Source organism: Pseudoalteromonas sp. 5Ae-yellow, from assembly GCF_014077565.1.
Lineage (GTDB): Bacteria > Pseudomonadota > Gammaproteobacteria > Enterobacterales > Alteromonadaceae > Pseudoalteromonas.
This window is the reverse complement of the sequence record NZ_JACGWD010000045.1, coordinates 13,195-37,461: the sequence shown is the minus strand read 5'-3', so window position 1 is coordinate 37,461 and position 24,267 is coordinate 13,195. Positions and strand designations below refer to the sequence as shown.

Below are 24,267 nucleotides of genomic sequence, written 5' to 3'. Positions count from 1 at the left end.
ATGTCCCGTCTGTTAACATTAATCTTGGCATGTAGGTTCGGTGTAAAGTTTTCTGGCGAATTCAATTATACCTTATCTTCATGCTGTTTGTTTTTCATACCACAAAGATCAACACGCCCTAATTAATTTGGTGCAATGCGGTGAAAGTGTGCACAAAACTGGAACAAGGGGAGGAGTTAAGGAATAAAGAAGGAATTTTAGTTAATTGTTTTTATTGAATTTTAATTATTTTATGAAGTTGGTACTAAGCTTGCTAATAATACGCTGTAGGTAGATTCCTATATCGACGATTTCCAAAAGCGCCACGGTATTTTCCCAAAGTTGAATACCGTGGCGCTTTTTTATTTTTCGCGTGTATTTTATTTAGCCGTAACAATAGCAATAACAGTAGTAATGTTAAATTTTAATAAAGTAGGGAATAGCCACTAAAATAGCGCCTACAATCAGCAGCATGCTAACACTAGTCATAAAGTACGGAAACACCAATAACGACAAACCAATACAAAGTGGCACTACGGCTTTTTTTCTTCGCCCGTAAGTAAGGTAGCCAATACCTATGCCGCCAAACAAAACACTCCATGCAATTATTGATGCACTATCCATTTTTTCTCCATTTGAAGTTATTGTATAAAACCGAGCTTGTTCGAAACTTATAACTCAACATATCTGTATTTAATTTATCTATCTGCAATCGTTTTAGCAAACGCTAATAACTCACGTCTTAACCATTGGTGTGCAGGGGCATGGTGCAGCAGTGGGCTCCATATCATTTTTACTTCAATAGGGACTATTTGAAATGGCACCGGGCTGATTACTAAATCAGTATGAGAAGTTAATAACTTAGCTTGCCTGCGCGGTAGGGTGGCAATAAGTTGCTCTGATTGGCAAAGCAGGCTTGCGACCATGTAGTGGCGAGTAAAAACACGTATTTTACGGGTTTGTTCTAGTTGCCAAAGGGCTTCGTCTACCCAGCCTAATTTTTGCTTTCCCGATTTATTAGTAACAGCGGCCTCCGGCCCCCAACCTGCACGGTTTACCCAAATATGTTCTTTTTGTAAGTAGTCGTCTAACCCTGATTGTTGTAAAAATGTATTTTTAGGATGGGTTAAACAACAGTAATTATCTCGCCATACACTGGCTTGATGAAACGAGCGTGGTAGGCCGTTAAAGCGGTTTATGGCTAAATCTATAGTGCCTTTTTCCATGTCTTGTAGGTTTACGTCGCTTGGGCTCAATACATCAAAATTAATACCGGGGTTTTTACTAAGCTGCGCCGTTATAAAAGGGGCTATTAAGGTCGACTCTATATAGTCGTTTGCCATTATTCTAAACGTAACTTCAGCAGTTGCAGGGTTAAACTGCTCACTAGGTTGCGTAATAGCTTCAGCCATTTTTAATAGGGCCTCAACTTCAGGCTTTAATGAAAGTGCCTTTGCCGTTGGCGTCATAGAGCCTGCGGCACGCACAAGTAGTGGGTCGTCAAATAAATCGCGCAAACGTTTTAATGCGTTACTCATAGCCGGTTGAGTAAGCGCGAGTTTATTTGCAGCTTTTGAAACACTTTTTTCATCTATTAACACATTTAAATAAACGAGAAGGTTAAGATCGACATTTCTTATATTCATATGGGCGTGTTGGCCTTTCAGGATTGAAATTTGTTCAATCTAGGGGCGATTTAATCGCGGCGCGAGGTTTGCCACCTAGTGGGCTAAGTAAAAATCGAGTAACAAAGAGTTAATCGTCCCTAGAAAGAACCCTATGGGCAGTGTGTATTTGGCCTTTATGCAGCGTTAAAGTACATTTATGGGGAGTCACCACACTACATGTACTTTGCCTTGCTTAAAAACCAAATACACGGCTGCAAAATTAACCTCGAAAGGTCAATACGCCCAATAAATTCTATTTATATGCTTTATTAATTATCTAAATTAAAGCCTGCTTGCTAAGGTGTAAACCATTAATGAAAAATAACCGCCATAACTGGCATCAATATAAGTGCTGTATTTATGCAAAATAAGCTAACAAATCAATCTAATAATGCGCTACAACACGTTGTAGCCAGTAAGCTTGCACGATCTGTTTTTGCTGGATTTGAGGCGATGTTTTCGCAATTTTTAAATATTACACTGGGTGCACAAAGCCGGTTTGAACAACGACAGTATCACAGTGTACAAAGTGCTATGCGTGAACGTTTACAGGTGTATGAGCGCGAAGTTAAAAACGTGAGTGAAGCCGTCAGAGTTATTGCTTATGCTGAACTTACTTGCCCGCAAACGTGGCAGTTAGCTAAAAATATTTATGGCGATATGGTACAAAATCACGAAAATAAACCTATTGCGCATACCTTTTTTAACTCAACATTTGGCGCAATTTGGGACGATAAAAAGATTCGTACTGTGCATTTGTTTGTATTAAAAGCAAAGTATCGTAGTGAGCCACGCTCTTATGAAAGCTTAGTGAGTAGGGTATCGCTACATAATGGGTTTAATAACGCCGTTAAAACGCTTATCACTAATCAAGTATTTAGAGTGCCGTTTAGTAATTTAGAACGCGATGTAGCCACATTACAAAGTACGTTAATGCAAGGCGCTAAGCAGCAATGCAAACAGGTGTACGAACTTATAAATTTAAACGACGGTTATATTGAATACGCCAACTCATTATTTTTTAGAAACAAAGCCTGTTATTTAATTGGGCGCTGCATTGCTAAAAATGGCGACAACATGCCTTTTGCCATTGCTATTTTAAATACCGATGAGGGACTAAAGCTTGATGCTGTAATGATGGGCGCCGATCAATTAAGTTTATTATTTGGTTTTGCACGCACCTATTTTATGGTTGATACCGATAAGCCCGCTCGTTATGTAGATTACTTAAGTGTGTTAATGCCACATAAACAACGCTTTGAGTTATTTAACGCCATTGGTTTTATAAAGCACGCCAAAACTGAGTTTTATCGACACAAGGTTGATACGACTAAAAATAGTCCAGCCAACTTTAAGTATGTTACAGCAGCAGGGACGCCAGGTATGGTAATGCTGGTATTTACTATTGAAGGGCTAGATTACGTTTATAAAGTAATTAAAGACAAATTTAGTGCGCCAAAAACAGCCACCAAAGCACAAGTGAAAGAAAAGTATAACTTTGTAAAACAAGCCGATAGGGTTGGTCGTTTGGTAGACACACACGAATTTAGATATTTAGCGTTTGATTTAAGCCGTTTTAGCGATGAACTGCTTGAGCAGATGAAAAGCCAAATTGGCAGCAGCATGGTTATATCTGGCAAGGCACTTATTTTAAAGCACGTTTATGTTGAGCGTAAAATGACCCCGCTTAATTTATATATTACCCGATGCGATAACAAAACCTTAGAGAGAGTTATGCATGATTACGGTAAAGCAATTAAAGAATTAGCCGGTGCTAATATATTTCCGGGCGACATGCTAATGAAAAACTTTGGCGTAACGCGATGGGGGCGAGTGGTGTTTTACGACTTTGACGAAATTTGCCCACTAACCGATTGCAACTTTAGAGAGGTGCCACAAACCCAAAATGCACTTGAAGAGCTAAGTAGTAACTCGTATTTTGATATAGCTGAAAACGATATATTTCCGAGCCAATTTAAGGTGTTTTTTAGCGCCAACGAGATTGCGTTTAATTATTTTAATAATGAGCACAGTAACTTGTTTTTAGCGACGTTTTGGCAAGGTTGTCAGCAACAAGTACACAATGGTTATCTACCCGATGTTTATCCTTACAAACAAAGTTGGCGCTTTTGAGGTTGTTTGAATCTGTGTTCATCCCCATCTATATGTTATTACAGTTTTTAAACTTGGAGCAACAATGAAATATATTTCTCATGAAGATGGTAATCTTGCATTTAGTGAAACCGAAAAGCCGGTTTTAAAGAGCCATGAAGTACTTGTTAAAGTTGCAGCAATAGGTGTAAACCGTGCAGACAGTATGCAGCGCCAAGGTAAATACCCGGCCCCTGCGGGAGATAGCCCTATTTTAGGTTTAGAATGTGCCGGTGTTGTTAGCGATATTGGCGGTAAAGTTGATAGAGTTTGGCTTAATAAGCGTGTTTTTGCCTTGTGTTCTGGTGGCGCTTACAGTGAATATGTAGCCGTTGATGCAAAGCAGCTTATGGAATTACCCGATGATGTAACAATGGCTGAAGGCGCTGCAATAAGCGAAGTGTACCTAACAGCATTTGGCGCGTTATTTGAGCTTGGTAAATTGCAAAAAGGGCAAACAGCGCTCATTCATGCAGGTGCTAGTGGTGTGGGCGGTGCCGCAATTCAAATGGCTAAAAGCGCAGGTGCTACCGTAGTTATTACTGCCGGTACGGATGACAAATGCCAACACGCAAAAGAACTCGGTGCCGATCATGCAATTAACTACAAAACTACCGACTTTGTAGAATATATGAAAGCAAATGAGTTAACAGCAAATGCAATTGTAGATCCTGTTTCGGGGAGTTACTTAAATAAAAATGCCGCTATTGCAGCGATGGATTGCCAAATTGTAATGCTTGCATTTTTAGATGGACGTTTTGCAGAAGTTGATTTTGCCGCGCTTTTACGCAAACGTATTTCGTTTCATGCCTCAACGCTTAGAAATCGTAGTATTGAGTTTAAACGCCAGGTGCGCGACGACTTTGTAGCACGCTTTTACAATGATATTGCCACTAAAAAGTACGACTTTAACCTGTATAAAATATTGCCTTGGAGCGACGCAAACGAAGCTCATGCTATTTTAGAGCGTAATGAAAATGCTGGTAAAGTTGTTTTACTTGTAGAGTAACTCTTTAATTTTAGGGTTTAGCCCATATACTAAGCCCTATAAAAAAACACTTAAGGTTTAATAATGAATCCAATACTAGCAATACTTAAAGAGAACAATGTAAGCGACGAAAAAGTAAAAGCATTGTTTGAAGCGTTTACTCAAAACCCAATGATGGCAATGGCGCTTGTTCAAGAGCTTGGTATTCCGCCAGAAAAACTACAGCAACTAATGGCAGTCGTAATGACTCAACCGCACCTTATTAAAGAAGCGACTGACGAACTTGGTTTAGATTTTGAAAAAGTAAAAGAAGCGAAAGAAAAACTAAATCAATAATTTTTTATGTGATAAAACATAAAACAATAAAAAAGCATAAGTATTTACTTATGCTTTTTTATTTGGCTTATTCTTTTATGACTACTCTTTTGGAAGTAGTACTGTGTCGATAACATGAATTACGCCGTTGCTTGCTTTTACATCAGCTTTTACAACTTTAGCGTCATTTATCATTACGCCCATGCTGTCGGCTTTAACCATAACTGATTGGCCTTGTAGTGTTTTCGCACTGTCTACATTCATTACATCGGCTGCCATCACTTTTCCAGACACTACGTGATAAGTTAATACCGCCGTTAACTTGTCTTTGTTTTCAGGCTTGAGTAGCATTTCTACAGTGCCTTCAGGTAATTTAGAAAATGCAGCATCTGTTGGTGCAAAAATAGTAAACGGTCCTTTACCTTGCAGCGTTTCAACTAAACCTGCGGCTTTAACAGCAGCAACAAGAGTAGTGAACGAACCATTTTCAACGGCTACTTCAACAACGTCTTTTTTCATACCATGATGATCAGCATAAGCCATTGTAGTAAATCCAAGGCTTGCAGTTGTAAACAATAATGCAGTAGTAATTTTCTTAAACATTTTATTTTCCTTTAAGTTAATACCCGTTGGTTTCGTTAAATGTTACGACGCTCTAAATTTAATCGATCAATTAAAATTAGTAGTCAACATGTTTTGTTACATCATTGATTGAACTGCAGCTAATTAGCAAAGTCATATAAATAGTTACTCAATTAAAGACTTGTTCAATTGAAGGGAATAGGCATGAAATTAGTTTATAAGTTTTGGAAAAATAACCGCTCTCTTATCGTATTTATTGCACTGATGAGCGTATTTAGAAGCGCTGTTGCCGATTGGTACGAAGTGCCAACAGGCTCAATGAAACCGACCATTCAAGAAGGTGACAGAATACTTACCGATAAAATGGCCTACGATATTCGCGTCCCATTTACGCACATAAAATTACTTAAATTAGCGGATCCACAAGCTGGTGATATTATTGTTTTTGATTCACAAGCTGCCGATAACCGTTTAATTAAACGTGTAATTGGTGTGCCAGGAGACACCGTTGCGCTTGAAAATAATGAGCTCATTATTAATGGTAAAAAACTTAATTATGCAGATCAGCGAAGCAACATAGACTCGCTTGATAAAATTGAAGATTTAAACGGATTAGAGCATTCGATAAGAGTGGCAAATATTCCTTCACGTTTATCGGGGTTTGATGCAATTACAATTCCTGATGATTATTACTTAGCAATGGGCGATAACCGCGACAATAGCGCTGACTCGCGTGTAATAGGTTTAATTCCGCGTAACGAGTTATTAGGAAAAGCAGAGCGCGTTATAGTGTCACTTGATTACGATAATTATTACCTACCAAGAAAAGATCGCGTATTGAAAAAGCTGAATTAATTAGTAGTAATTAATTTTGTATAGCGCCCAATCAAATTTTATGAGCTCACATTTGGCTATTTTATAAATAAAATAAACTGCCTATTTAGGCAGTTTACTTATATAGTTTTTTACAAGCTTGGTAAGGTGGCTACGCTCTTGTTCGGTATTTAATACCTTACAAAAATCGCCACTTACTGCCGCGCCACAAGCACCTGCTTCAAACCATTGTGATAAATTATCTAAATTCACACCACCAACAGGTATTAATTGTGCTTCTGAAAATGGACCTGTTAATGCTTTAAAGTAACCAACGCCCATACTGCCCGCAGGAAATACCTTAATAATATCTGCCTTATATTCAATTGCATTTGCTACATCGGTAGGTGTTAGCGCGCCCATTAATACTGGTAACCCGTGCTGGTGGGCAAGTTCGACAACCGATTTGTTGGTATTTGGCGTTACAATAAACTGCGCGCCTGCATCAATTGCTTGCTGAGCAAGGGTGGTGTTAATTATTGTGCCTGCACCAATAAGTGCGTTTTTATGAGCTGCACGAGCTTTTGCTATTTCTTGCTCAAAGCCCGGTGTATTTGACGTGATCTCGAGTGCGTTTATGCCCGCATTAACTAAACAATCAATTAATGGTGCTACATCACCTTGTTGCTTTAAGCGCAGTATGGCGACTAATTTGTGTTGTTTTATTTGGCTACTTACTTTTATTCTGTTGGCATCTAAAATTTGGGTCATAATTACAATTCACTTTATTTAATACAGAGGCATTCGTATTGAATATACGACTAAACATTGCTTTTGCCCATAAAAAAACCGCTGATGTATCAGCGGTTTTTATTGTATGAGTAATATTACATTACGCGCATACCAGGCTCTGAGCCGTCATCTGGGTTAAGAATATAAATTTCTTTTCCGCCAGGACCTGCTGCTAATACCATGCCCTCAGACATACCAAAGCGCATTTTACGAGGCTTAAGGTTAGCGACCATAACGGTTAACTTACCTTCGAGATCCTCTGGTGCGTAAGCTGATTTAATACCTGCAAACACTTGGCGAGTTTCGCCGCCTAAATCAAGTGTTAGCTTAAGTAGTTTATCAGCGCCTTCTACGTGCTCTGCTTTAGCAATTTTAGCTACGCGTAAGTCTACTTTTGCAAAGTCATCAAATTCTATTTCGTCGCTAATCGGCTCTTTTGCAAGTGGGCTGTTAGGGTCAATAGTTACTTTTGGCGCTAAGCTTTCTTTAGATTCTTCAACCATTTTATTTACTTTATCCATTTCAACACGCTGCATTAACGGTTTAAATTTATTGATAGGGTGGCTTACGAGAGCATTTTGAACGCCGTCCCATGCAAGGTCGTCATTTAAAAATGCTTGTACGTTGTCGGCCATTTCTGGTAGCACTGGTTTTAAGTAAGTAATTAAAACGCGGAACAAGTTAAGACCAAGAGAACACACTTCGTGTGCTTCTTGTTGCTTAGTGTCATCTTTAATTAATACCCAAGGTGCTGCGCCATCAATAAATTGGTTTGCTTTGTCGGCAAGCGCCATTATTTCGCGAATTGCGCGGCTGTAATCGCGGTTCTCGAAATGTGTTGTGATGCTAGGTGAAGCCGCTTGAAATTCAGCTAAAAGCTCTGGTTGCATAATAGTGCTGCTTAGCTTGCCATCAAACTTTTTAGTAATAAAGCCAGCACAACGGCTCGCTATGTTGACTACTTTACCTACTAGGTCTGAATTTACACGTTGCGCAAAGTCTTCTAGGTTTAAATCAAGATCAACAATACCGCTGCTTAATTTTGCTGCGTAGTAGTAACGTAAGTACTCTGGGTTTAAGTTATCTAAATAAGTACGCGCTTTAATAAACGTGCCCTTCGATTTAGACATTTTTTCGCCATTTACAGTGACAAAACCGTGAGCGAATACGTTAGTTGGCTTTCTAAAATTAGCGCCTTCTAGCATTGCTGGCCAAAATAAGCTGTGGAAGTAGATAATGTCTTTACCAATAAAGTGATAAAGCTCTGCGTCTGAACCCTCAGCCCAAAATTCATCAAAGTTGATGCCTGTTTTGTCACACAGGTTTTTAAAGCTCGCCATGTAACCAATAGGGGCATCTAACCAAACGTAGAAGTATTTGCCCGGTGCATTTGGAATTTCAAAACCAAAATAAGGTGCATCGCGGCTAATATCCCATTGCTGCAGGCCATCGGTAAACCATTCATCTAGCTTATTAGCCATTTCTTGTTGAATAGTGCCCGAGTGTAGCCATTCTTTTAGCATGCCTTCAAATGCTGGTAGGTCAAAAAAGTAATGCTCAGAATCTTTAAGTACAGGCTCAGCGCCCGACATTACAGAACGTGGGTTGATTAAATCTGTAGGGCTGTATGTAGCACCACATGAATCACAACTGTCGCCGTTTTGGTTTTCAGCCTTACACGTTGGGCAAGTACCTGTTACAAAACGATCAGGTAAGAAAATACCTTTTTCAGGGTCGAATAATTGCGAAATAGTGTGCTTTTTAATATGACCGGCATCGTTTAGCCGGTTATAAATAAGCTCGCTTAATTCTTTATTTTCTTGGCTGTGTGTGCTGTGGTAGTTATCAAATTTGATATTAAAGTCAGCAAAGTCGCGTTGGCGCTCTATGCTCACTTGTTTTACCGCTTCTTCAGGCGTGATCCCTTGCTTTTGCGCATTAAGCATAATTGGTGTGCCGTGGGCATCGTCTGCGCAAACATAATAAGCTTCGTTGCCCTGTAGTTTTTGAAAACGTGACCAAATATCAGTTTGAATATATTCCAATAAATGACCTAAGTGAGTAGGGCCATTTGCATAAGGTAATGCGCTGGTAATCAGGATCTTTCGCTGCGTCATAATCATTCCGAATTGAGGATAAAACGCCGTTTTTATTATACAAACGGCAATTATCATTAATTTATCTACAAGCTATCTGCTTAGAGTGCGCATAGCTTATGGATTTTTATTAATTGACTGGTGTTAATGCCCTGAATGTTACATAATTCCGTGGCACTTTTCATCAAAGAAACGCTATTTAATTGCTATGTTTGGACTGTCGAAACTATTCTCTTCTAAATCGGTGCAAAAACAACCGATTATTACTGCCTTAGCGGCATATCGTAGTGCGGCTTTTGCCGTCGGTATTGACGAAAGCTTCATTAATACTATTACTCAAAATGACGATAAATCACTACACATTAAATTAACCCTGCCATTTGCTGGGCAATCAGAAATGCCTTTAGTGGAGCAGCACGTAAGTGAAAGCTTAAATGTGCCTGTAACAATTAGCGCCAAGGTTATCATTAAAGAGGCAGCTAAGTTTAAGGCGATTAAACATATTGTGCTTATTGCCTCAGGCAAAGGCGGAGTAGGTAAGTCGACTACTGCTGTTAACTTGGCGGGTGCCCTTAAAAACGAAGGCGCAAAGGTCGGTATTTTAGATGCTGATATTTATGGCCCATCTATTCCAATGCTTTTAGGCTTGGTGGGTGCAGAGCCCGTCACTAAAGATAACAAACAGCTACAGCCTTTTGATGCAAACGGCATTAAAGCGCAGTCAATTGGCTTTTTAGTCCCAAGCGATGACGCCACCGTATGGCGCGGGCCAATGGCTTCAGGCGCGCTTAGCCAATTGCTTAACGAGACTGATTGGGGCGAGCTTGATTACTTAATTGTAGATATGCCACCGGGCACTGGTGATATTCAACTTACAATGAGCCAAAAAGTACCAGCGAGCGGCACTGTTATTGTCACTACGCCGCAAGACTTAGCCCTTGCCGATGCGCAAAAAGGCATTGCCATGTTTAATAAAGTAAACGTGCCAGTGCTGGGCTTAATAGAAAACATGAGCCATTACATTTGCAGCCATTGCGGCGAAGCTAACCACGTATTTGGTAAAGACGGCGCACAAAAACTTGCGCACAAGCACGGCGTACCCGTACTTAGCCATATTCCACTTGCAATAGATATACGCGAGTATTCTGAGCAAGGAAAACTTATTGCCAACGATAACGACGCGGCGATAAGCAAAACATACAGCGCAGCAGCGAGGCTTATAGCCAGCACGCTCTATTATCAACAGCATCACAATGCAATTGAAATTGTGATTACAGAAGATTAATAAATAATGAGACTTTCAGACACACATATTAATGAATACCTAAGCGATGGTCGCATTGTTATTGAGCCTGCGCCAACAAGTGACATGATTTCAGGCGTAACTGCCGATTTGCGATTAGGTAATAAATTCAGAACTTTTAATGCGCATAATGCAGCATACGTCGATTTAAGTGGTCCAAAAGATCAGCTAAATAAAGCCATGGAATCAATCATGAGTGAAGAAATAGTGCTTGATGAAGATGAAGCATTCTTTTTACACCCAGGTGAACTCGCACTTGCTATAACGCACGAAAAAGTAACTCTGCCAGCAGACATAGTAGGGTGGTTAGATGGGCGCTCATCGCTTGCGCGTTTAGGTTTAATGGTGCATGTAACTGCGCACCGAATCGACCCAGGCTGGAGCGGTAATATTGTTTTAGAGTTTTACAACTCAGGTAAATTACCACTGGCGCTTCGCCCACTGATGAAAATTGGTGCTATGAGCTTTGAAATGCTATCGGGCCCGTGTGAAAACCCATACAATATCCGTAAAGATGCAAAATATAAAGATCAAAACAGCGCAGTAGCAAGTCGTATTAGTGACGATAAGTAATTACTAAATAAAGCTTTTATTCGTCCATTTTATGAAGCGCATAACCCAGTAGTGCAAAATACTGGTTAAGCGCTTCATTTGCTTTATTAAGCGTGTGCAACAAGTTTGCTAAGTATAAAGATGAAAGTTTTATACCTTTAATTCAATATTTACAATAATAGCCATTTATTTTAATAGTGAAGTGAGAATACAACGGTAATTAATGATTCTTCCCTTTGGTACTATCTATTCAAACAAATCTTTCTTTAAACGCCGTAGGGCTTAATCCGATTATCTTAATAAATACTTTGCGAAAACTGTTAACATCGTCATAGCCAATATTCAGAGCCACTCGCTCAAAACTGTGAGTGGTCGATTCTAATGGCTCACATGCCTTTTGCACTCTTATTTTTTGAATATACTGTATCGGCTTTAATGTTGTGGCATGGGTAAATTGTCGAAGAAATGTTCGCTCGCTCATACAGGCCAAAGCTGCTAGCACAGAAACATTCAGTGTTTTACTATAATTTGCTTGAATGAAATGCTGAACTAGTAATATTTGTTTATTCCCGTGATTAAGTTTTGGCGAAAAGCTACCGTAATAGCGTTGTTCTCTTCTACCCGTATCAACGATAAGAAACTTTCCAAGTGTACGCATAACGTGTGGTTTTGTGAATTGAGCCACGATTTCTAGCCCTAGATCAATCCATGACATCAGCCCTCCTGCGCTAATAATATCACCGTCATTAATTAGTAAACTTTCAATCTCAAGAGATACTTTGGGGAATGTCTCATGAAATTCATCAGCTAATTGCCAATGTGTTGTAGCAACACGATTATTTAATAAGCCTGTTTTGGCAAGTATAAATGCACCAGCGCAAGCAGAGCATAATATAGTCCCTTTTTGATGAGCCTCGTTGAGGTATTGCAACAACTTGGGTTGAGGCGTGTAGTAATAATCACCATCTAAGTTTGGTGGGAGAATAATAATATCACTTTGGCTCATCCCATCTAAATCTATATCGGGCTGAATGACCTTTACAGAGAACTGAACTTCAAGCTGGCTTTCTATAACTATCCTGTTTGCCAAAAAAATAACTCTTTAAAGCCTTGTACTGCACTTTGTAGGGCGTTGGGGTAGTCGATAATTGTGATCTGAACATGCTTTGTCATTTTTAAACTGATTTATGGCTATTTCGCCATCGGTGTAATGAGTTGATGTTTTGCATAATAGTCTCAACAGATAACCTAAACAACATAAGAGAGATTATTATGTCTAACATAGCATTACTACTTATTGATTTACAAAACGATTATTACTCTACATTCGAAGGAGCTAAATGGCCTCTGTCTGGAACTGAAAAAGCCTCAGAAAATGCAGCAATACTACTAGCTCAATTTCGTGATAATGGTATGCCTGTAGTTCATGTTCGTCATGAGTTTCCTTCTGACGAGGCTCCGTTCTTTGTGCCTAACTCTGATGGTGCGAAAATCCATCCTACGGTTACTCCAATTGAAGGTGAGCCGGTCGTTTTAAAGCATCAAATAAATAGTTTTCGCGATACTGATTTACAAAGAGTACTAGAAGAGCTCAACGTTGAAAGGTTGATTATTGTTGGTGCTATGAGCCATATGTGTATTGATGCTGTTACTCGTGCTGCAGTAGATTTTGGCTATGAATGTCATGTAGCACATGATGCTTGTGCTACATTAGATCTTGAATTTAATGGGGTGGTAGTATCTGCACATAATGTTCATCATGCATTTATGGCTGCATTGAGCTTTGGTTATTGTAATGTTCAGAGCACAAACAAATTACTAGATTTAGTTCGCTAACCATTAGTACAGGTAATGGTTTAGCTAAGCATCACTTTATGAGCTGATTTAATCCATTTTATGAAGCGCATAACCCAGTAGTTCAAAGTACTGGTTAAGCGCTTCATTTGCTTTATTAATATGCTCAGCGTTTGGGTATATTAAATTACTACTTTGTAAGCCCCCCACTAAAAAGCTATTTTTTATACTTGAATGCCGCTCAATACAGGCTTCAAAACAACGTGCAGCAAGTTCTTCTGGCATGCTCATATAATTCATGTTTTGTGCTTTATCGTGTTCCATGCATGTTTGTACAAAGCTATTTGCATCAACGCCGTGCTCATCTAAAAATACATTTTTATAAAAACTGTTCAAAGCATTATTAAGTGGGTGCGATAAATTAGGCGTGTTTGAAAGCCATAATTTTGAGGCAAAACCAAATCGTGGTTTTGCTGCAAATAAATGCTCGCTTATATGATGGTCAAACGCATGAAACCATTCGTGAGCAAGTGCACCACCGCCTGCATTTTTTGCAAGGGCAAGTGTTTGAGAGGCTGCATTATAATGCGCTTGTACACCTTTTTGACCGCCATGACCAAATGCAAAATTAAGTTTGCCACGAAGACCAATAGCTTTGGGCGGTAAATGCAGTATTTGTGCAAGGTCGGCCAGTGCATCGTAAATTAAATTAGCGCTAATGTAGCGCTCTTCTTTAGTTACCCATTTACCGACGACCATAGATCTAAAGCCAAAGGTATCTCTTATATCGCTAAAGTCGACTTGGTCGTCAAAGCGATAGTCGGGGCCTTGGCGAGTAAAGCCACGTTTTAGCCTGTTAGGGTAGTTACGCATTGCAAGTTTCATATAGTAACGAATTTAATCTAAGTAACGTGCTTTTACGTGCTCGGGCATGTGTTGGGTTTGTTTTTGTATTAATTCATCAAGCACATTATAAAGTGGTGCAGGATTTAGCTGCTCTATTAAAAACAAACTATGTGCTACGGCTTCAAGTGTGGATAGGCTGTCGGCCCTAGGGGCTTTACGAATAGCATAACGATTTTTAGGTAACTGTTTAAAACTGACCGTTTTGAATTGATTTAGCAATGTGGTGAGCTGCAAAATTTTGTAGGCTTTTTTCCATGTACCATCAACCACGATTAAATGGGTGATGTTTTTTATATTAGATTGCTCAGCGCTATCGTCTAAATTTACAGCGTGTTCGTTAGGGTAGAGCAAAACAGTTGAGCTTACTGGCAGTGATTTAAGAATAGAAAAGTCGTCATTATTTTCGCCTTTGACTATTTGGCAATCAGTTAGACACAAATTGAGTAGTTTAGCGGTATTCTTTGCTATTTTTTCTTCGCTTGGGTGCTGTAGAATAATAACCTTAACTTTGTTGTTTATATTTGTAATTGCGCTGCAAATACAGGTGTTAAGTGCAAAGTTACAATGATTACAAAGTGTGCGTGCCATTTAATAAACTTTTTGTTGCCAGTATGATCCCCACAATTATACATTTATAAGGTAATTAAGTTGGTTTTTTTTACGCATCAATATAAAGTAGTACTATTAAACTGTAATTTACATGGATTGTTTTAAGGGCTTAAAATATGACAGAAATAAATATTGATACATCAGCATTAGAGAGTATGGAATCGTTATTGGGTGAGCAGTTTGCTGATACACTTGATTTTTGCTGCTCGGAGTTTGAGCGTTTAGGCTCTGAAGTTTTAGCAACCATTGGAAAAGACAGAGAAGCGGCGATTCGTCATTCTCATAGCTTAAAATCTAACGCTGCGCAGTTTGGTGCTTCAAGCCTTGCTGAAGTATCTCGCGTTATTGAACAAAATTTAAACCTAGATAACTTAGCTGAAGCCATCGACGCATCTAATAGCTTAATGGCTCAAGTAACAGGCTCTCAAGCTAAGCTAAATGAATGGTTAGCATCTCGTTAATTATTGAAACTGAAACGTGAATTTATTTCAGTACTAAGTAATCAAATACACTGGCATTTTGCGCCTTTACTAGGTTAGTCTAAAGACTCACTAGGGCGTGTTGATCTTTCGGGATTGGATTTGCAACGAGTGTCTGGTTTTTAGGTTAGGCAGAGCCTATGCAGTGTGGTTTTTCCACATAAATAGGCGATAACAACACATAAAATCCAAACACGCATTGCCCAGAGGGTTCTTCCTAGGGGCTATTTTCTCTTTGTTACTCAATTTTTACTTAGCCCACTAGGTTACAAATCTCGCGCCGCGATTAAATCGCCCCTAGGTTGAACAAATTTAATCCATAAAGTCAATACGCCCTAAAGAGGTAAAAATGTCTGATATTAAAAAGAGTCACAAATTAGAAGGTGTATGTTATGACATTCGTGGGCCGGTTTTAGCGCAAGCTAAAAAAATGGAAGACGAAGGTCAAAAAGTATTAAAATTGAATATAGGTAATCCGGCTGCTTTTGGTTTTGATATGCCAGAAGATATGCACCGAGATATTATCCGCAACTTATATTCAGCTCAAGGTTACTGTGACTCTAAAGGCCTCTATTCAGCTCGCGTGGCTATTTATCAACACTACCAACAACGTGGATTACATAATTTAGATGTAGATAACATTTATATTGGTAATGGCGTAAGCGAACTTATTCAGATGATCACCCAAGCGCTATTAAATAATGGTGACGAAGTGCTTATTCCTGCTCCAGATTATCCACTTTGGACTGCTTCGGTCACGTTATCGGGTGGTAATCCGGTACATTATTTATGTGATGAAGAGCAAGATTGGTTTCCGGACATTGCCGATATAAAAAGTAAAATCACGTCTAAAACCAAAGCGCTGGTATTAATTAATCCTAATAACCCTACTGGTGCGGTTTACAGTGATGATTTGTTAATGCAATTAATTGATATAGCGCGTGAACATAAACTGCTGTTATTGAGCGATGAGATTTACGAAAAGATTTTATACGATGGTATAACGCATACTTCAATCGGCTCACTTTGCGACGATGTGCCTATTATTACTTTTAATGGTTTAGCAAAAACATACCGTGCAGCAGGGCTGAGAATGGGGTGGATGGTTCTAAGCGGTCGTACCTCGGTAATGGATGATTTACGCAAAGGCCTAGAAATACTTTCATCTATGCGTTTGTGCGCAAATGTACCTGCACAGTATGCGATTCAACAGGCTTTGGGCGGCGTGCAATCAATTGATAGTCTAATAAACCCGGGTGGTCGCTTGTATGAGCAGCGTGATATTGCATGGCGCGGATTAAATGATATTGAAGGCATTAGTTGTAAAAAACCTAAAGGCGCACTCTATGCGTTTGCCAAAGTAGATACAGCACTTTTTAACGTCAAAGATGATGAAAAGATGATGTACGATTTGCTAAAAGCCGAAAAAATATTACTTGTACATGGCAGGGCGTTTAATTGGCCAGATCCTGATCATTTTAGGTTGGTCTTTTTACCAAGCAAAGATGATTTATCCGATGCAATGTTAAAAATGAAGCGCTTTTTTAAAGACTATCGCCAAGTATAGTTATTAAAAAAATAATAAAAAAACGAGCCAAATTTGGCTCGTTTTTTACTTTAGTCATGAATATATTAACAGGGCGTGTTGATCTTTGTGGATTGAAATTTGTTCAATCTAGGGGCGATTAAATCGCGACGCGAGGTTTGTAACCTAGTGGGCCAAGTAAAACCGAGCAACAAAGAGTTAATTGCCGCTAGGCAGAACCCTTCGGGCAGCGCATGTTTGGCATTTATGCTGCGTTATCGCCTATTTATAGGGAACAACCACAGTTCATAGGCTCTGGCTTGTCTAAATACCAAACATTCTGCTGCAAATTCAACCACGAAAGTTCAGCACGTCCTAGTACGCTTTATCTACACGGACTGTGTTGTCGTTCAAGTACACTAATCTTACGTTATCGCCTTTGCTAAAACGCATTGATTGGTCCTGATCTTGAACAACCATAAACTGGTCGCCATTTTCAACTTGTATTAATAACTCTACAAAGTGATTTTGCTGATAATGACTTTGCTGCTGCCTATTATGTGCAACACTGCCGCCAATTACCGAACCTAATATTGTTGCTACTGTGCGGCCGCTACCACCACCAAACTGGTTGCCTACTACGCCACCGAGTAATGCACCGCCGAAGGTTTTCCAGCCGTTGTTTTTGTCTTGAATGATTTCTTGTTCGGTAATATTGCGTACCGATTTTACGTCACCAAATAAAACTTGCTGCACAGGGACTGCTTTATTGCGCTCGTATTGAGCAAAAGTTGGCGCGCTCACACTAAGTAGGGCACACATTATTAATATTATAGCTTTCATAATAATCTCCTATTGGTAGCCTTTATGGGCTTATTAGCCCGTAAAGGCTTAGTAACTACCAGCCAAAGGTTGATTTTTCTTTAGTTTTACGAATTTCAGTTTCGTCTGCCCACTCAACTAGGCCGCTTTCCATATCCATTAAGCGCATTGTAAATTTATAGTATACGTCTGATTTATCGGCATTTGATTTAACTATGCTAGATAAATTTCCGTATAACATATATTGCGCGCCAATTTGTTTACCAAATGCAACGGCTGTTGCAGGGTTAACAAGGGCATCTTCATTTTGAAACGTTAATTGCTCACGTACTGACTCAACACGGGTCATATCTACAAAACGGAACTTACCGCTGCGTAGCATTTGTGTTGAGATTGAATCGGTGATTGATTCTGTATCAATGTGCTCGCTGGTTTTATTTTTAATACGCTCAACAAATACTACAGGGCGTTTATTAGCGGTCATTGTGCCAACAACAGATGAGCTGAGTAATGAGTCGGTCATTTGGCTCGCTACTTTTTGTAAGTCGGTAGAACCAAAATTAATATCTGTTGTTTCTACTGCTTGTGCATCGCCATAACTTACTACGGCTTTATTAGCACAGCCACTTAATACTAAAGCGCTGAGGCCAACTAAAGCGTAAGTTGATGCTGTTTTAAATTTGTTACTGGTGATCATGGTTGTTTCCTTTAATCTTTAAATTCTTGTGATTCGGTAGACACTTCTCTTACTGCTAAAGAAAAGGTAACCGCATCAGAGCTAGGTGCTAAGCCCGGTAATTGTGTTTTTGCAAAACCAAATAAGGTGAGTGCTTGCCAAGGTGAATGATTGCCTTTAATAACAAAGCCGTCTTTATCAAACCAATTAAATTGATACTGCAAATACTGTGATTTTTTATACTGGCTCGAAAGTGTCACTACTACATCGGTCAACTGGTTGGTTTGACGTGTTTTAACATCAGTAATGGCCAGCTTTTTACCGAGCTCTGGGTTATCTACACGTAATTGCTCATTAAACTGATTTTTATTTTGTTCAACAGAAATACCCGATGTAACCGGTTTGCTGGAACATGCACTGAGCATTAAGACTGCTAATAATGGCGCTATGTATTTCATGATGGCTCCTAAAGTTGAACTACGTGGTAATTAAAGTAGTTATTAACGGAGGTTAAGTAAATTAACGTTAACCCTTGCTTACTAATGGTAAAATTTATAGGTGCTTGTGTGCCTATATGCAGAGAATGCTCACCTGCGTTTAGGCTTTCCCTTGCAACACTTATTTGATTTGGAAGTGTAAGCCAACTGCGTGTATCAGCTTGCTCAGAAGCCAAATTATAAATATTGGCAAGTATATTACCTACGTCACCAGCACTGCGTGCAAGCTCTGCACGGACTTTTTCTTTAGCTACTAACCTAAGCACTTGACGAGCTACTTTTGCAGGTATTTGATCTTCTAATGTTTTAGCTGCAAGTGCTTCAATGTGTACTAATGGGCTCAGCTCCAAGCTTTGTGCATCTATGTTTATATTATGAAGGCGACGCACATAGGCATTATCTTTATATACTGGCATTGCAAGGCTATAAAAGCGCGCATCGCCGCGTGATGAATAAATTGGTAAGCGCAGTTTAAATTCATCTTGTTTTGGTACTAAGCCTTGTTCAAATAAAACAATTACTTCGCCTTGTGTTGCAGAAATAGTGGGTGCATCACTAAAACGTTTTTTAAATTCACTTAGATCTTGGTCAAACCCTTGTTTTTTAGCTAGGCGCATTACGTCCTGCTGTAAATAAATATTGTTAGGTTGTATAGCCAGTGCTTTTTTATAATCAATATAAGCATCGTCATACTGCTTAGCACTTTGGTAAAGCAAAGCAGATAAATAAAATGTATAGGCATTTTGAAAGCCATTTTTTACATCTCTGGTTACATTGCCCATGCTAGGGTAGTGCTGCTGCGCTTCTTTAACGGTTGAGTCGCCATCTGTTTTATTTTCGCTTAGTGCATCAACTTGTACTTTATTAGCACGGCGAATTTCAACCAAAGCGCCTTCTACATCATTTTTATACACGTAGTTAAGTGCTTTATAACTATGAAGCATACTCATTTCGTAAGCCGTTGGTACATAAGTAATGGCTGAGTCGTTAGTAAATAACGCATTGCTTTGTTCAAGCCCCGCACTTACTTGTATTTTGGCGGCTTCGCGTTTTTTTTGCATTTGCGTATACACGTTCTCAAATTTACTTTGTGCCTCTTGTGGCGTATTGGCTAAGTCGTTTAAGCGAGCTTGCTCAAGTTGGTTGAGTAAGTAGCTACTGTGCATGGTGCTATTATTGGCAATAAGGGATCGTGCTTCTTCGATGTTATTTTTCTCGATCGCATTTCTTATTGGTGTCATTTGCGTGGCATAGTCATTAAATAGGTCATTAAAGCCCATTGTGCTACACCCACTTAAAATACAACAAAAGCTTAAAATTATACTTAGGCGCACTGCGCACTCCTCTTAATTTACTTGCATACATTAACATATTATTTTTATTTGAATGTGTGAAATATTGTAAAAAATCGTAGAGTAAAACTGCCTGTCAATAAGGAAATATAAAATGACATTGGTGAACAAAGCGTGAACTTTTCTTGTTAAGTGAAATGCTTATACAGATGAGGTGGTCTATTAAATACAACACTCCCTTTGCACAGTTGTATCAATCCTGTTTAAATGTGTCGCTCAGTAAAGCGTTTGTAGGCTTTTATAGTTACACTTTAAGCTTAGAGGGTTAATTAGATTATTAATTTAAACAATGCTGTGACTCGTTTTTGATTGCTAAGGAATTTTTTTGAAAGCTACATTGTATACAATTATTGCCTTAATCGCGTTTGCCGCAAACTCTCTTTTTTGCAGAATGGCTTTAGCCGAAGGCTATATAGATGCTTGGAATTTTACTGTTATTCGTTTACTAAGCGGAGCTGCATGTTTGGGCATTATAATGGCTATTTATACCCATAATTTAAAACGAAAAGGTACATTTAACCCCGCTATTTTAAGTGATAAAGGAAGCTGGCGAAGCAGTATTAGTCTTCTTATTTACGCGCTTTGTTTTTCGATTGCATACCTTGAGCTAGATACAGGAACCGGTGCACTTATTTTGTTTTCAGCCGTGCAACTCACTATGATTGGCTGGGGTATATATCAAAAAGAGCAGTTGAGTGTGCTTCAGTGGTGCGCGTTTATAGTGGCGCTAGGCGGCTTTGTATATTTAATGCTGCCATCTGCTGCTGTACCTTCGTTATTAGGTGCATCACTTATGGCACTCAGTGGTGTGGCATGGGGTATTTACAGTATTCGCGGTAAAGTGTGTGTATCGCCACTGCGTACAACTGGGTTCAACTTTATAAGAAGCTTAGTTGCTATCCCTATTTTATTACTTGTTGGTATGAGTTATTTAAAAAATATGACTATTGAAGGAGTGTTACTTGCATGTGCTTCAGGTGCAATAGCTTCTGGGATTGGGTACAGTGTTTGGTATGTGGCAATGCCGCTGCTTAAAAGCACCCAGGCGGCTGTTGTGCAGCTTTGTGTGCCGGTACTTGCAGCCATTGCCGGGGTCTTGTTTTTATCAGAGCAGGTAACAATGGAGTTTATAGTTGCAAGCTCCTTGATATTAGGCGCTGTGCTAGTATTTATTTTAAATAAAAAGAAGGCTTAATATCATTTAAGTTAACCTTCTTTTATGGTGGACTCACGTTTGTTACAAAGCGTTTATAAATAGCAGGTAAGTTATCAAGTATTGCCTGCTTACCCTGTAGTTCACTATTTTTTATGCATTCAAAAAGTACTTGCTCGCTAAGTGTATTCACTAACAATTGTGATTGCTTGATATGGCTTATATGCCAAAGCTCTGGTGCTACGCCGCCTAAATCATGTTGGTAAGGGCGATAAAAACCAAATTTATCTAAGTTAGTATCAAGCCAATTACTCAAAGGCGCAAACGGCCCACCCTGCAGGTATTCATCAGGTGTTAGCTGTAGTTTATAATCATCACTTACTGCAGCTTTATCAAACACGTCTAAATCGGTGCCTAAATGGTGCCTGCTAGCCCCAGGTAGTGCAGAGTAGAGCATTATTGCTATGCATTTATCTACATCATTTAATTTAGTTAAATCGACAATCTCTTGTTGTTTATTAAAAACAGGTCGAATACCTAAAAATTTATTATTCCAAATAATTGATTGACGATTAAAGTCGCGAAAACTTGAGGCAATAGTAAGCTCAAATCCCGCTTTTTGTGCTGCACTTTGCAGCGCTAAAAAATCGCTAATAATAGCGCTGTGCAAGCGATGATTTTGTATATCAGTTAAATGTGTATCACTTTGCCCTGTAATACACTGTACTGATGTGGGTTGAGTGACATCCATTATGTTAAAAGTTGCTCTAATATTTGCTCGTAAATGTCGGTAAGGGCAATTAAATCATCGGTACTTACGCATTCATCCACTTTATGAATAGTGGCGTTACGTGGACCAAGTTCAATTACTTTAGCGCCAGTTTGAGCAATAAAGCGACCGTCAGATGTACCACCCGTGGTTTCTAGATTCGTGGTTAAATCGGTTACTGATTTAATCGCTTTAACTGTGGCATCAACAAGCGGGCCGTGCTCGGTAATAAAAGGTAAGCCATTTACTATCCAGCTTAATTCATAATTTAAGTCATGCTTTTGTAGAATGTCATTTACACGTTGCTGTAATTGCTCATACGTTACTTGCGTGCTAAATCTAAAGTTAAACTGTACTTCGAGCTCACCCGGAATAACATTACCCGCCCCCGTGCCACCATTAATATTAGAAATTTGAAAGCTGGTGGCGGGGAAGTATTCGTTGCCGTTATCCCACACCGTTTGGCTAAGTTCAGTAAGTGCTGGCGTCGCTAAGTGAATTGGGTTTTTTGCTAAATGCGGGTAGGCCACATGACCTTGTATACCCTTAACGGTTAAAAAAGCGGTAAGTGAACCTCTGCGACCATTTTTAACCACATCACCGAGTACATCGCGTGATGAGGGCTCGCCTACAAGACACATATCAATTTTTTCACCGCGTGCTTCTAATGTATCAATTACGCGAGTAGTCCCGTTTACAAATGGACCTTCTTCGTCTGAGGTGATTAAAAAAGAAATTGAACCTTTATGATCTGGATGTTTAGTAACAAAGCGCTCGGTTGCCACAAGCATTGCAGCTAATGAGCCTTTCATATCGGCAGCACCACGCCCATGTAATAGGCCATCTTTTATTAATCCTGAAAACGGCGGATGTTGCCAATTTTGTTCAGGACCGGTTGGTACAACATCAGTGTGACCTGCAAAACAAAAATGTGGCGATTGTGTGCCTTTTCGAGCCCAAGTATTAAGTGTGTCGGTAAAAAATAATGACTCTATATTAAAGCCAATCGCAGCAAGGCGATCGTTCATCATTTGTTGGCAGCCAGCATCTTCTGGCGTTACTGATTCACGTTGGATTAGTGCTTGGGCGAGTTTAATTACATCATTAGTCATTATTAAAAATCTCGTCGTATTGGGCTGCTTTAAAACCTAAATGGTAAGTTCCATTGTTTACCAGTACTGGGCGTTTGATCATGGCAGGTTGTTCAACTAATAATGGGGTAGCACTTTCTTTAGTTAGGCTCTGTTTTTGCTCATCAGATAATGCGCGATAAGTAGTGCCTCTTTTATTAACAAGTTGCTCCCAATCGAGCTTATTTGCAAAATCACTCACCATTTGCTCGTTTACGCCATCTTTGCGGTAATCATGAAAAGTGAATTCTATATTGTTGTCGGCTAAGTATTTTTTTGCTTTTTTTATCGTATCGCAGTTGCTAATACCGTATAGAGTGATCATAAATCTAGTTCTTCTTAATAATAGTTAATAGGGTGTCTTCGCCCGCATTTACATGCGAATGTGAGTAATGAAACGTGCCAAGATTATTGCCGTTTAGTAAAATTAAACTAGCAAGCATTGGAGTATCAAGTTCTCGTAAATCAAAATAAGCAAGGCGTTGACCTTTGCATATTTTGCTACCATTGAGTTGTGCAATATGGGTATGCGTAATTGATTGCGAATCAGGGATAGTTAAGTTAATCAAGGCTTTTAGACCATTATTAGCTTGTAGAATAAACTCAGTGCCTGCATTTTTTACTTGTAATAAAGTTCCATCAAACGGTGCTAAAATTTTATGACTTGTTAGTTGCGCCATAATACCAGGGCCCAGAGTGCCAAAACGAAAAAAAGGTTCTGGGTGCTCTTTCAGTTCAATTACTTTACCTGTAAATGGGCTGGTAATATTTATTGCGTTAAGAGGCGTTTTATTTTGAGCTAAATAGTCAATTTTTTGAGCTTTCATAAGTTAATTTACCACCACGTTATAACCCTCTTTTCTTAAAGCTGAAATAGCATTATCTGCAGTGTGTTTTTTTATGAGAATATAATCAGTATCGTAGGTTGAGATTGAAAAGATAGAAATTTTAGCTCGCGCTAATACGCCTGAAATATTAGCCATAATTCCGGTTAACGAAAAGCCAAGTGGACCTACAACCTCTAAAGCTTGCCAGTCTGGTTCGGTATCCAGGCTTTTTACTTCAAAATCGCTTGGGCATACAATTGAAAGTTCATCATGGGTTTTAGAAATAAAAAATAAAGATTGCTTTAAAAGTGCCGCAGGTATGTCGGCATCTACATCTAAACTATGTATAGATAAAATTGTGCTGAGTAATTGTAATGTTTGTTTTGACATTAAACGCCTGCGATACAGCATTATTGATAGCTTAATAGTATAGATTATTGCCTTCAAGTTAAAGGTGTAACCGAGACTAAAATAGGCATTTGGGAGTAGG

At 39.1% G+C, this 24,267-nt stretch carries 27 protein-coding genes; 10 read left to right on the top strand and 17 right to left on the bottom strand.

What is annotated here, in order from left to right; all coding sequences use genetic code 11:
* Positions 1 to 396: 396 nt before the first annotated feature.
* Positions 397 to 603, bottom strand: a complete 207-nt coding sequence (locus H4J63_RS12995) for a hypothetical protein (RefSeq protein ID WP_008169332.1) — start codon at positions 601 to 603, stop codon at positions 397 to 399.
* A 74-nt stretch (positions 604 to 677) separates the two neighbouring features.
* Positions 678 to 1,625 carry a LysR family transcriptional regulator gene (locus tag H4J63_RS12990; protein WP_182196953.1) on the bottom strand — a complete coding sequence of 316 codons (948 nt, stop codon included), beginning with the start codon at positions 1,623 to 1,625 and terminating at the stop codon, positions 678 to 680.
* 381 nt (positions 1,626 to 2,006) lie between these two features.
* Between H4J63_RS12990 and aceK the strand changes: the two genes are divergently transcribed.
* The 3 genes from aceK (at position 2,007) to H4J63_RS12975 (ending at position 5,121) form a co-directional block, all read left to right on the top strand.
* Complete coding sequence (aceK, locus tag H4J63_RS12985; RefSeq protein ID WP_182196951.1) at positions 2,007 to 3,779, top strand: bifunctional isocitrate dehydrogenase kinase/phosphatase; 1,773 nt, start codon at positions 2,007 to 2,009, stop codon at positions 3,777 to 3,779.
* A 64-nt stretch (positions 3,780 to 3,843) separates the two neighbouring features.
* Positions 3,844 to 4,806 (top strand): zinc-binding dehydrogenase, encoded by a 963-nt coding sequence (locus tag H4J63_RS12980; protein WP_024604158.1) that lies wholly within the window; start codon positions 3,844 to 3,846, stop codon positions 4,804 to 4,806.
* A gap of 63 nt (positions 4,807 to 4,869) precedes the next feature.
* The gene (locus H4J63_RS12975; protein ID WP_024604159.1) at positions 4,870 to 5,121 is read left to right on the top strand and encodes a DUF2999 family protein; all 252 of its coding nucleotides are present in this window, start codon (positions 4,870 to 4,872) and stop codon (positions 5,119 to 5,121) included.
* A gap of 81 nt (positions 5,122 to 5,202) precedes the next feature.
* On the opposite strand, the gene H4J63_RS12970 is transcribed toward H4J63_RS12975, so the two are convergent.
* The gene (locus tag H4J63_RS12970; protein ID WP_149592549.1) at positions 5,203 to 5,703 is read right to left on the bottom strand and encodes a fasciclin domain-containing protein; all 501 of its coding nucleotides are present in this window, start codon (positions 5,701 to 5,703) and stop codon (positions 5,203 to 5,205) included.
* A 183-nt stretch (positions 5,704 to 5,886) separates the two neighbouring features.
* Between H4J63_RS12970 and lepB the strand changes: the two genes are divergently transcribed.
* Positions 5,887 to 6,537: a signal peptidase I gene (lepB, locus tag H4J63_RS12965; protein WP_007582535.1), complete on the top strand. Its 651-nt coding sequence runs from the start codon at positions 5,887 to 5,889 to the stop codon at positions 6,535 to 6,537.
* An 81-nt stretch (positions 6,538 to 6,618) separates the two neighbouring features.
* Here lepB and H4J63_RS12960 read toward each other — a convergent pair whose 3' ends face one another.
* Both H4J63_RS12960 and metG read right to left on the bottom strand, forming a co-directional pair.
* Positions 6,619 to 7,266: a bifunctional 4-hydroxy-2-oxoglutarate aldolase/2-dehydro-3-deoxy-phosphogluconate aldolase gene (locus H4J63_RS12960; protein ID WP_024593389.1), complete on the bottom strand. Its 648-nt coding sequence runs from the start codon at positions 7,264 to 7,266 to the stop codon at positions 6,619 to 6,621.
* A gap of 116 nt (positions 7,267 to 7,382) precedes the next feature.
* A complete protein-coding gene (metG, locus tag H4J63_RS12955) occupies positions 7,383 to 9,404 on the bottom strand; it encodes a methionine--tRNA ligase (RefSeq protein WP_182196950.1) in 2,022 nt (673 codons plus the stop codon).
* A gap of 187 nt (positions 9,405 to 9,591) precedes the next feature.
* Here metG and apbC point away from each other — a divergent pair, with 187 nt between their 5' ends.
* The gene (gene apbC / locus H4J63_RS12950; protein ID WP_024604163.1) at positions 9,592 to 10,668 is read left to right on the top strand and encodes an iron-sulfur cluster carrier protein ApbC; all 1,077 of its coding nucleotides are present in this window, start codon (positions 9,592 to 9,594) and stop codon (positions 10,666 to 10,668) included.
* Positions 10,669 to 10,674: 6 nt separating this feature from the next.
* Positions 10,675 to 11,259: a dCTP deaminase gene (gene dcd, locus H4J63_RS12945; RefSeq protein WP_182196947.1), complete on the top strand. Its 585-nt coding sequence runs from the start codon at positions 10,675 to 10,677 to the stop codon at positions 11,257 to 11,259.
* Positions 11,260 to 11,488: 229 nt separating this feature from the next.
* On the opposite strand, the gene H4J63_RS12940 is transcribed toward dcd, so the two are convergent.
* Positions 11,489 to 12,328, bottom strand: a complete 840-nt coding sequence (locus H4J63_RS12940; RefSeq protein WP_259365657.1) for a GlxA family transcriptional regulator — start codon at positions 12,326 to 12,328, stop codon at positions 11,489 to 11,491.
* A 182-nt stretch (positions 12,329 to 12,510) separates the two neighbouring features.
* Between H4J63_RS12940 and H4J63_RS12935 the strand changes: the two genes are divergently transcribed.
* The gene (locus H4J63_RS12935; protein ID WP_010554235.1) at positions 12,511 to 13,074 is read left to right on the top strand and encodes a cysteine hydrolase family protein; all 564 of its coding nucleotides are present in this window, start codon (positions 12,511 to 12,513) and stop codon (positions 13,072 to 13,074) included.
* Positions 13,075 to 13,122: 48 nt separating this feature from the next.
* On the opposite strand, the gene H4J63_RS12930 is transcribed toward H4J63_RS12935, so the two are convergent.
* Entirely contained in the window at positions 13,123 to 13,905 is a 783-nt protein-coding gene (locus H4J63_RS12930) for a CLCA_X family protein (protein ID WP_024604848.1), read from the bottom strand.
* A 24-nt stretch (positions 13,906 to 13,929) separates the two neighbouring features.
* Positions 13,930 to 14,526, bottom strand: a complete 597-nt coding sequence (locus tag H4J63_RS12925; RefSeq protein ID WP_010554237.1) for a tRNA-uridine aminocarboxypropyltransferase — start codon at positions 14,524 to 14,526, stop codon at positions 13,930 to 13,932.
* 137 nt (positions 14,527 to 14,663) lie between these two features.
* On the opposite strand from H4J63_RS12925, the gene H4J63_RS12920 reads away from it, so the two are divergent.
* On the top strand, positions 14,664 to 15,008 hold the full coding sequence (locus H4J63_RS12920; RefSeq protein ID WP_007582543.1) for an Hpt domain-containing protein: 345 nt from the start codon (positions 14,664 to 14,666) through the stop codon (positions 15,006 to 15,008).
* A 367-nt stretch (positions 15,009 to 15,375) separates the two neighbouring features.
* Positions 15,376 to 16,593, top strand: coding sequence for a pyridoxal phosphate-dependent aminotransferase (locus H4J63_RS12915; RefSeq protein WP_010554238.1), 1,218 nt, complete (start codon positions 15,376 to 15,378; stop codon positions 16,591 to 16,593).
* A 333-nt stretch (positions 16,594 to 16,926) separates the two neighbouring features.
* On the opposite strand, the gene H4J63_RS12910 is transcribed toward H4J63_RS12915, so the two are convergent.
* From H4J63_RS12910 to H4J63_RS12895, 4 genes are read right to left on the bottom strand one after another with little or no spacing between them, the layout of a single operon-like run.
* Positions 16,927 to 17,394, bottom strand: a complete 468-nt coding sequence (locus tag H4J63_RS12910; RefSeq protein ID WP_002959676.1) for a glycine zipper 2TM domain-containing protein — start codon at positions 17,392 to 17,394, stop codon at positions 16,927 to 16,929.
* A gap of 55 nt (positions 17,395 to 17,449) precedes the next feature.
* Positions 17,450 to 18,070, bottom strand: a complete 621-nt coding sequence (gene lpoB / locus H4J63_RS12905; protein ID WP_182196946.1) for a penicillin-binding protein activator LpoB — start codon at positions 18,068 to 18,070, stop codon at positions 17,450 to 17,452.
* A gap of 11 nt (positions 18,071 to 18,081) precedes the next feature.
* Positions 18,082 to 18,507: a YcfL family protein gene (locus tag H4J63_RS12900; RefSeq protein WP_007582549.1), complete on the bottom strand. Its 426-nt coding sequence runs from the start codon at positions 18,505 to 18,507 to the stop codon at positions 18,082 to 18,084.
* Between the two features lie 8 nt (positions 18,508 to 18,515).
* Positions 18,516 to 19,880, bottom strand: coding sequence for a COG3014 family protein (locus tag H4J63_RS12895; RefSeq protein WP_182196944.1), 1,365 nt, complete (start codon positions 19,878 to 19,880; stop codon positions 18,516 to 18,518).
* 343 nt (positions 19,881 to 20,223) lie between these two features.
* On the opposite strand from H4J63_RS12895, the gene H4J63_RS12890 reads away from it, so the two are divergent.
* Entirely contained in the window at positions 20,224 to 21,093 is an 870-nt protein-coding gene (locus H4J63_RS12890; protein WP_170071034.1) for a DMT family transporter, read from the top strand.
* A gap of 22 nt (positions 21,094 to 21,115) precedes the next feature.
* Here the strand turns inward: H4J63_RS12890 and H4J63_RS12885 are convergent, their stop codons facing one another.
* Genes H4J63_RS12885 through H4J63_RS12865 form a run of 5 tightly spaced genes read right to left on the bottom strand, consistent with a single transcriptional unit; the run spans position 21,116 to position 24,167 of the window.
* Complete coding sequence (locus H4J63_RS12885; RefSeq protein WP_182196942.1) at positions 21,116 to 21,802, bottom strand: M15 family metallopeptidase; 687 nt, start codon at positions 21,800 to 21,802, stop codon at positions 21,116 to 21,118.
* Complete coding sequence (gene dapE / locus H4J63_RS12880) at positions 21,802 to 22,932, bottom strand: succinyl-diaminopimelate desuccinylase (protein WP_182196940.1); 1,131 nt, start codon at positions 22,930 to 22,932, stop codon at positions 21,802 to 21,804. The genes H4J63_RS12885 and dapE overlap by 1 nt, the downstream gene beginning before the upstream one ends.
* Entirely contained in the window at positions 22,925 to 23,275 is a 351-nt protein-coding gene (locus tag H4J63_RS12875) for an ArsC family reductase (RefSeq protein ID WP_182196938.1), read from the bottom strand. The genes dapE and H4J63_RS12875 overlap by 8 nt, the downstream gene beginning before the upstream one ends.
* Before the next feature lie 4 nt (positions 23,276 to 23,279).
* Positions 23,280 to 23,777, bottom strand: coding sequence for a PTS glucose transporter subunit IIA (locus H4J63_RS12870; protein ID WP_182196936.1), 498 nt, complete (start codon positions 23,775 to 23,777; stop codon positions 23,280 to 23,282).
* Between the two features lie 3 nt (positions 23,778 to 23,780).
* Positions 23,781 to 24,167, bottom strand: a complete 387-nt coding sequence (locus H4J63_RS12865) for an ACT domain-containing protein (RefSeq protein ID WP_024604855.1) — start codon at positions 24,165 to 24,167, stop codon at positions 23,781 to 23,783.
* Positions 24,168 to 24,267: the final 100 nt, after the last annotated feature.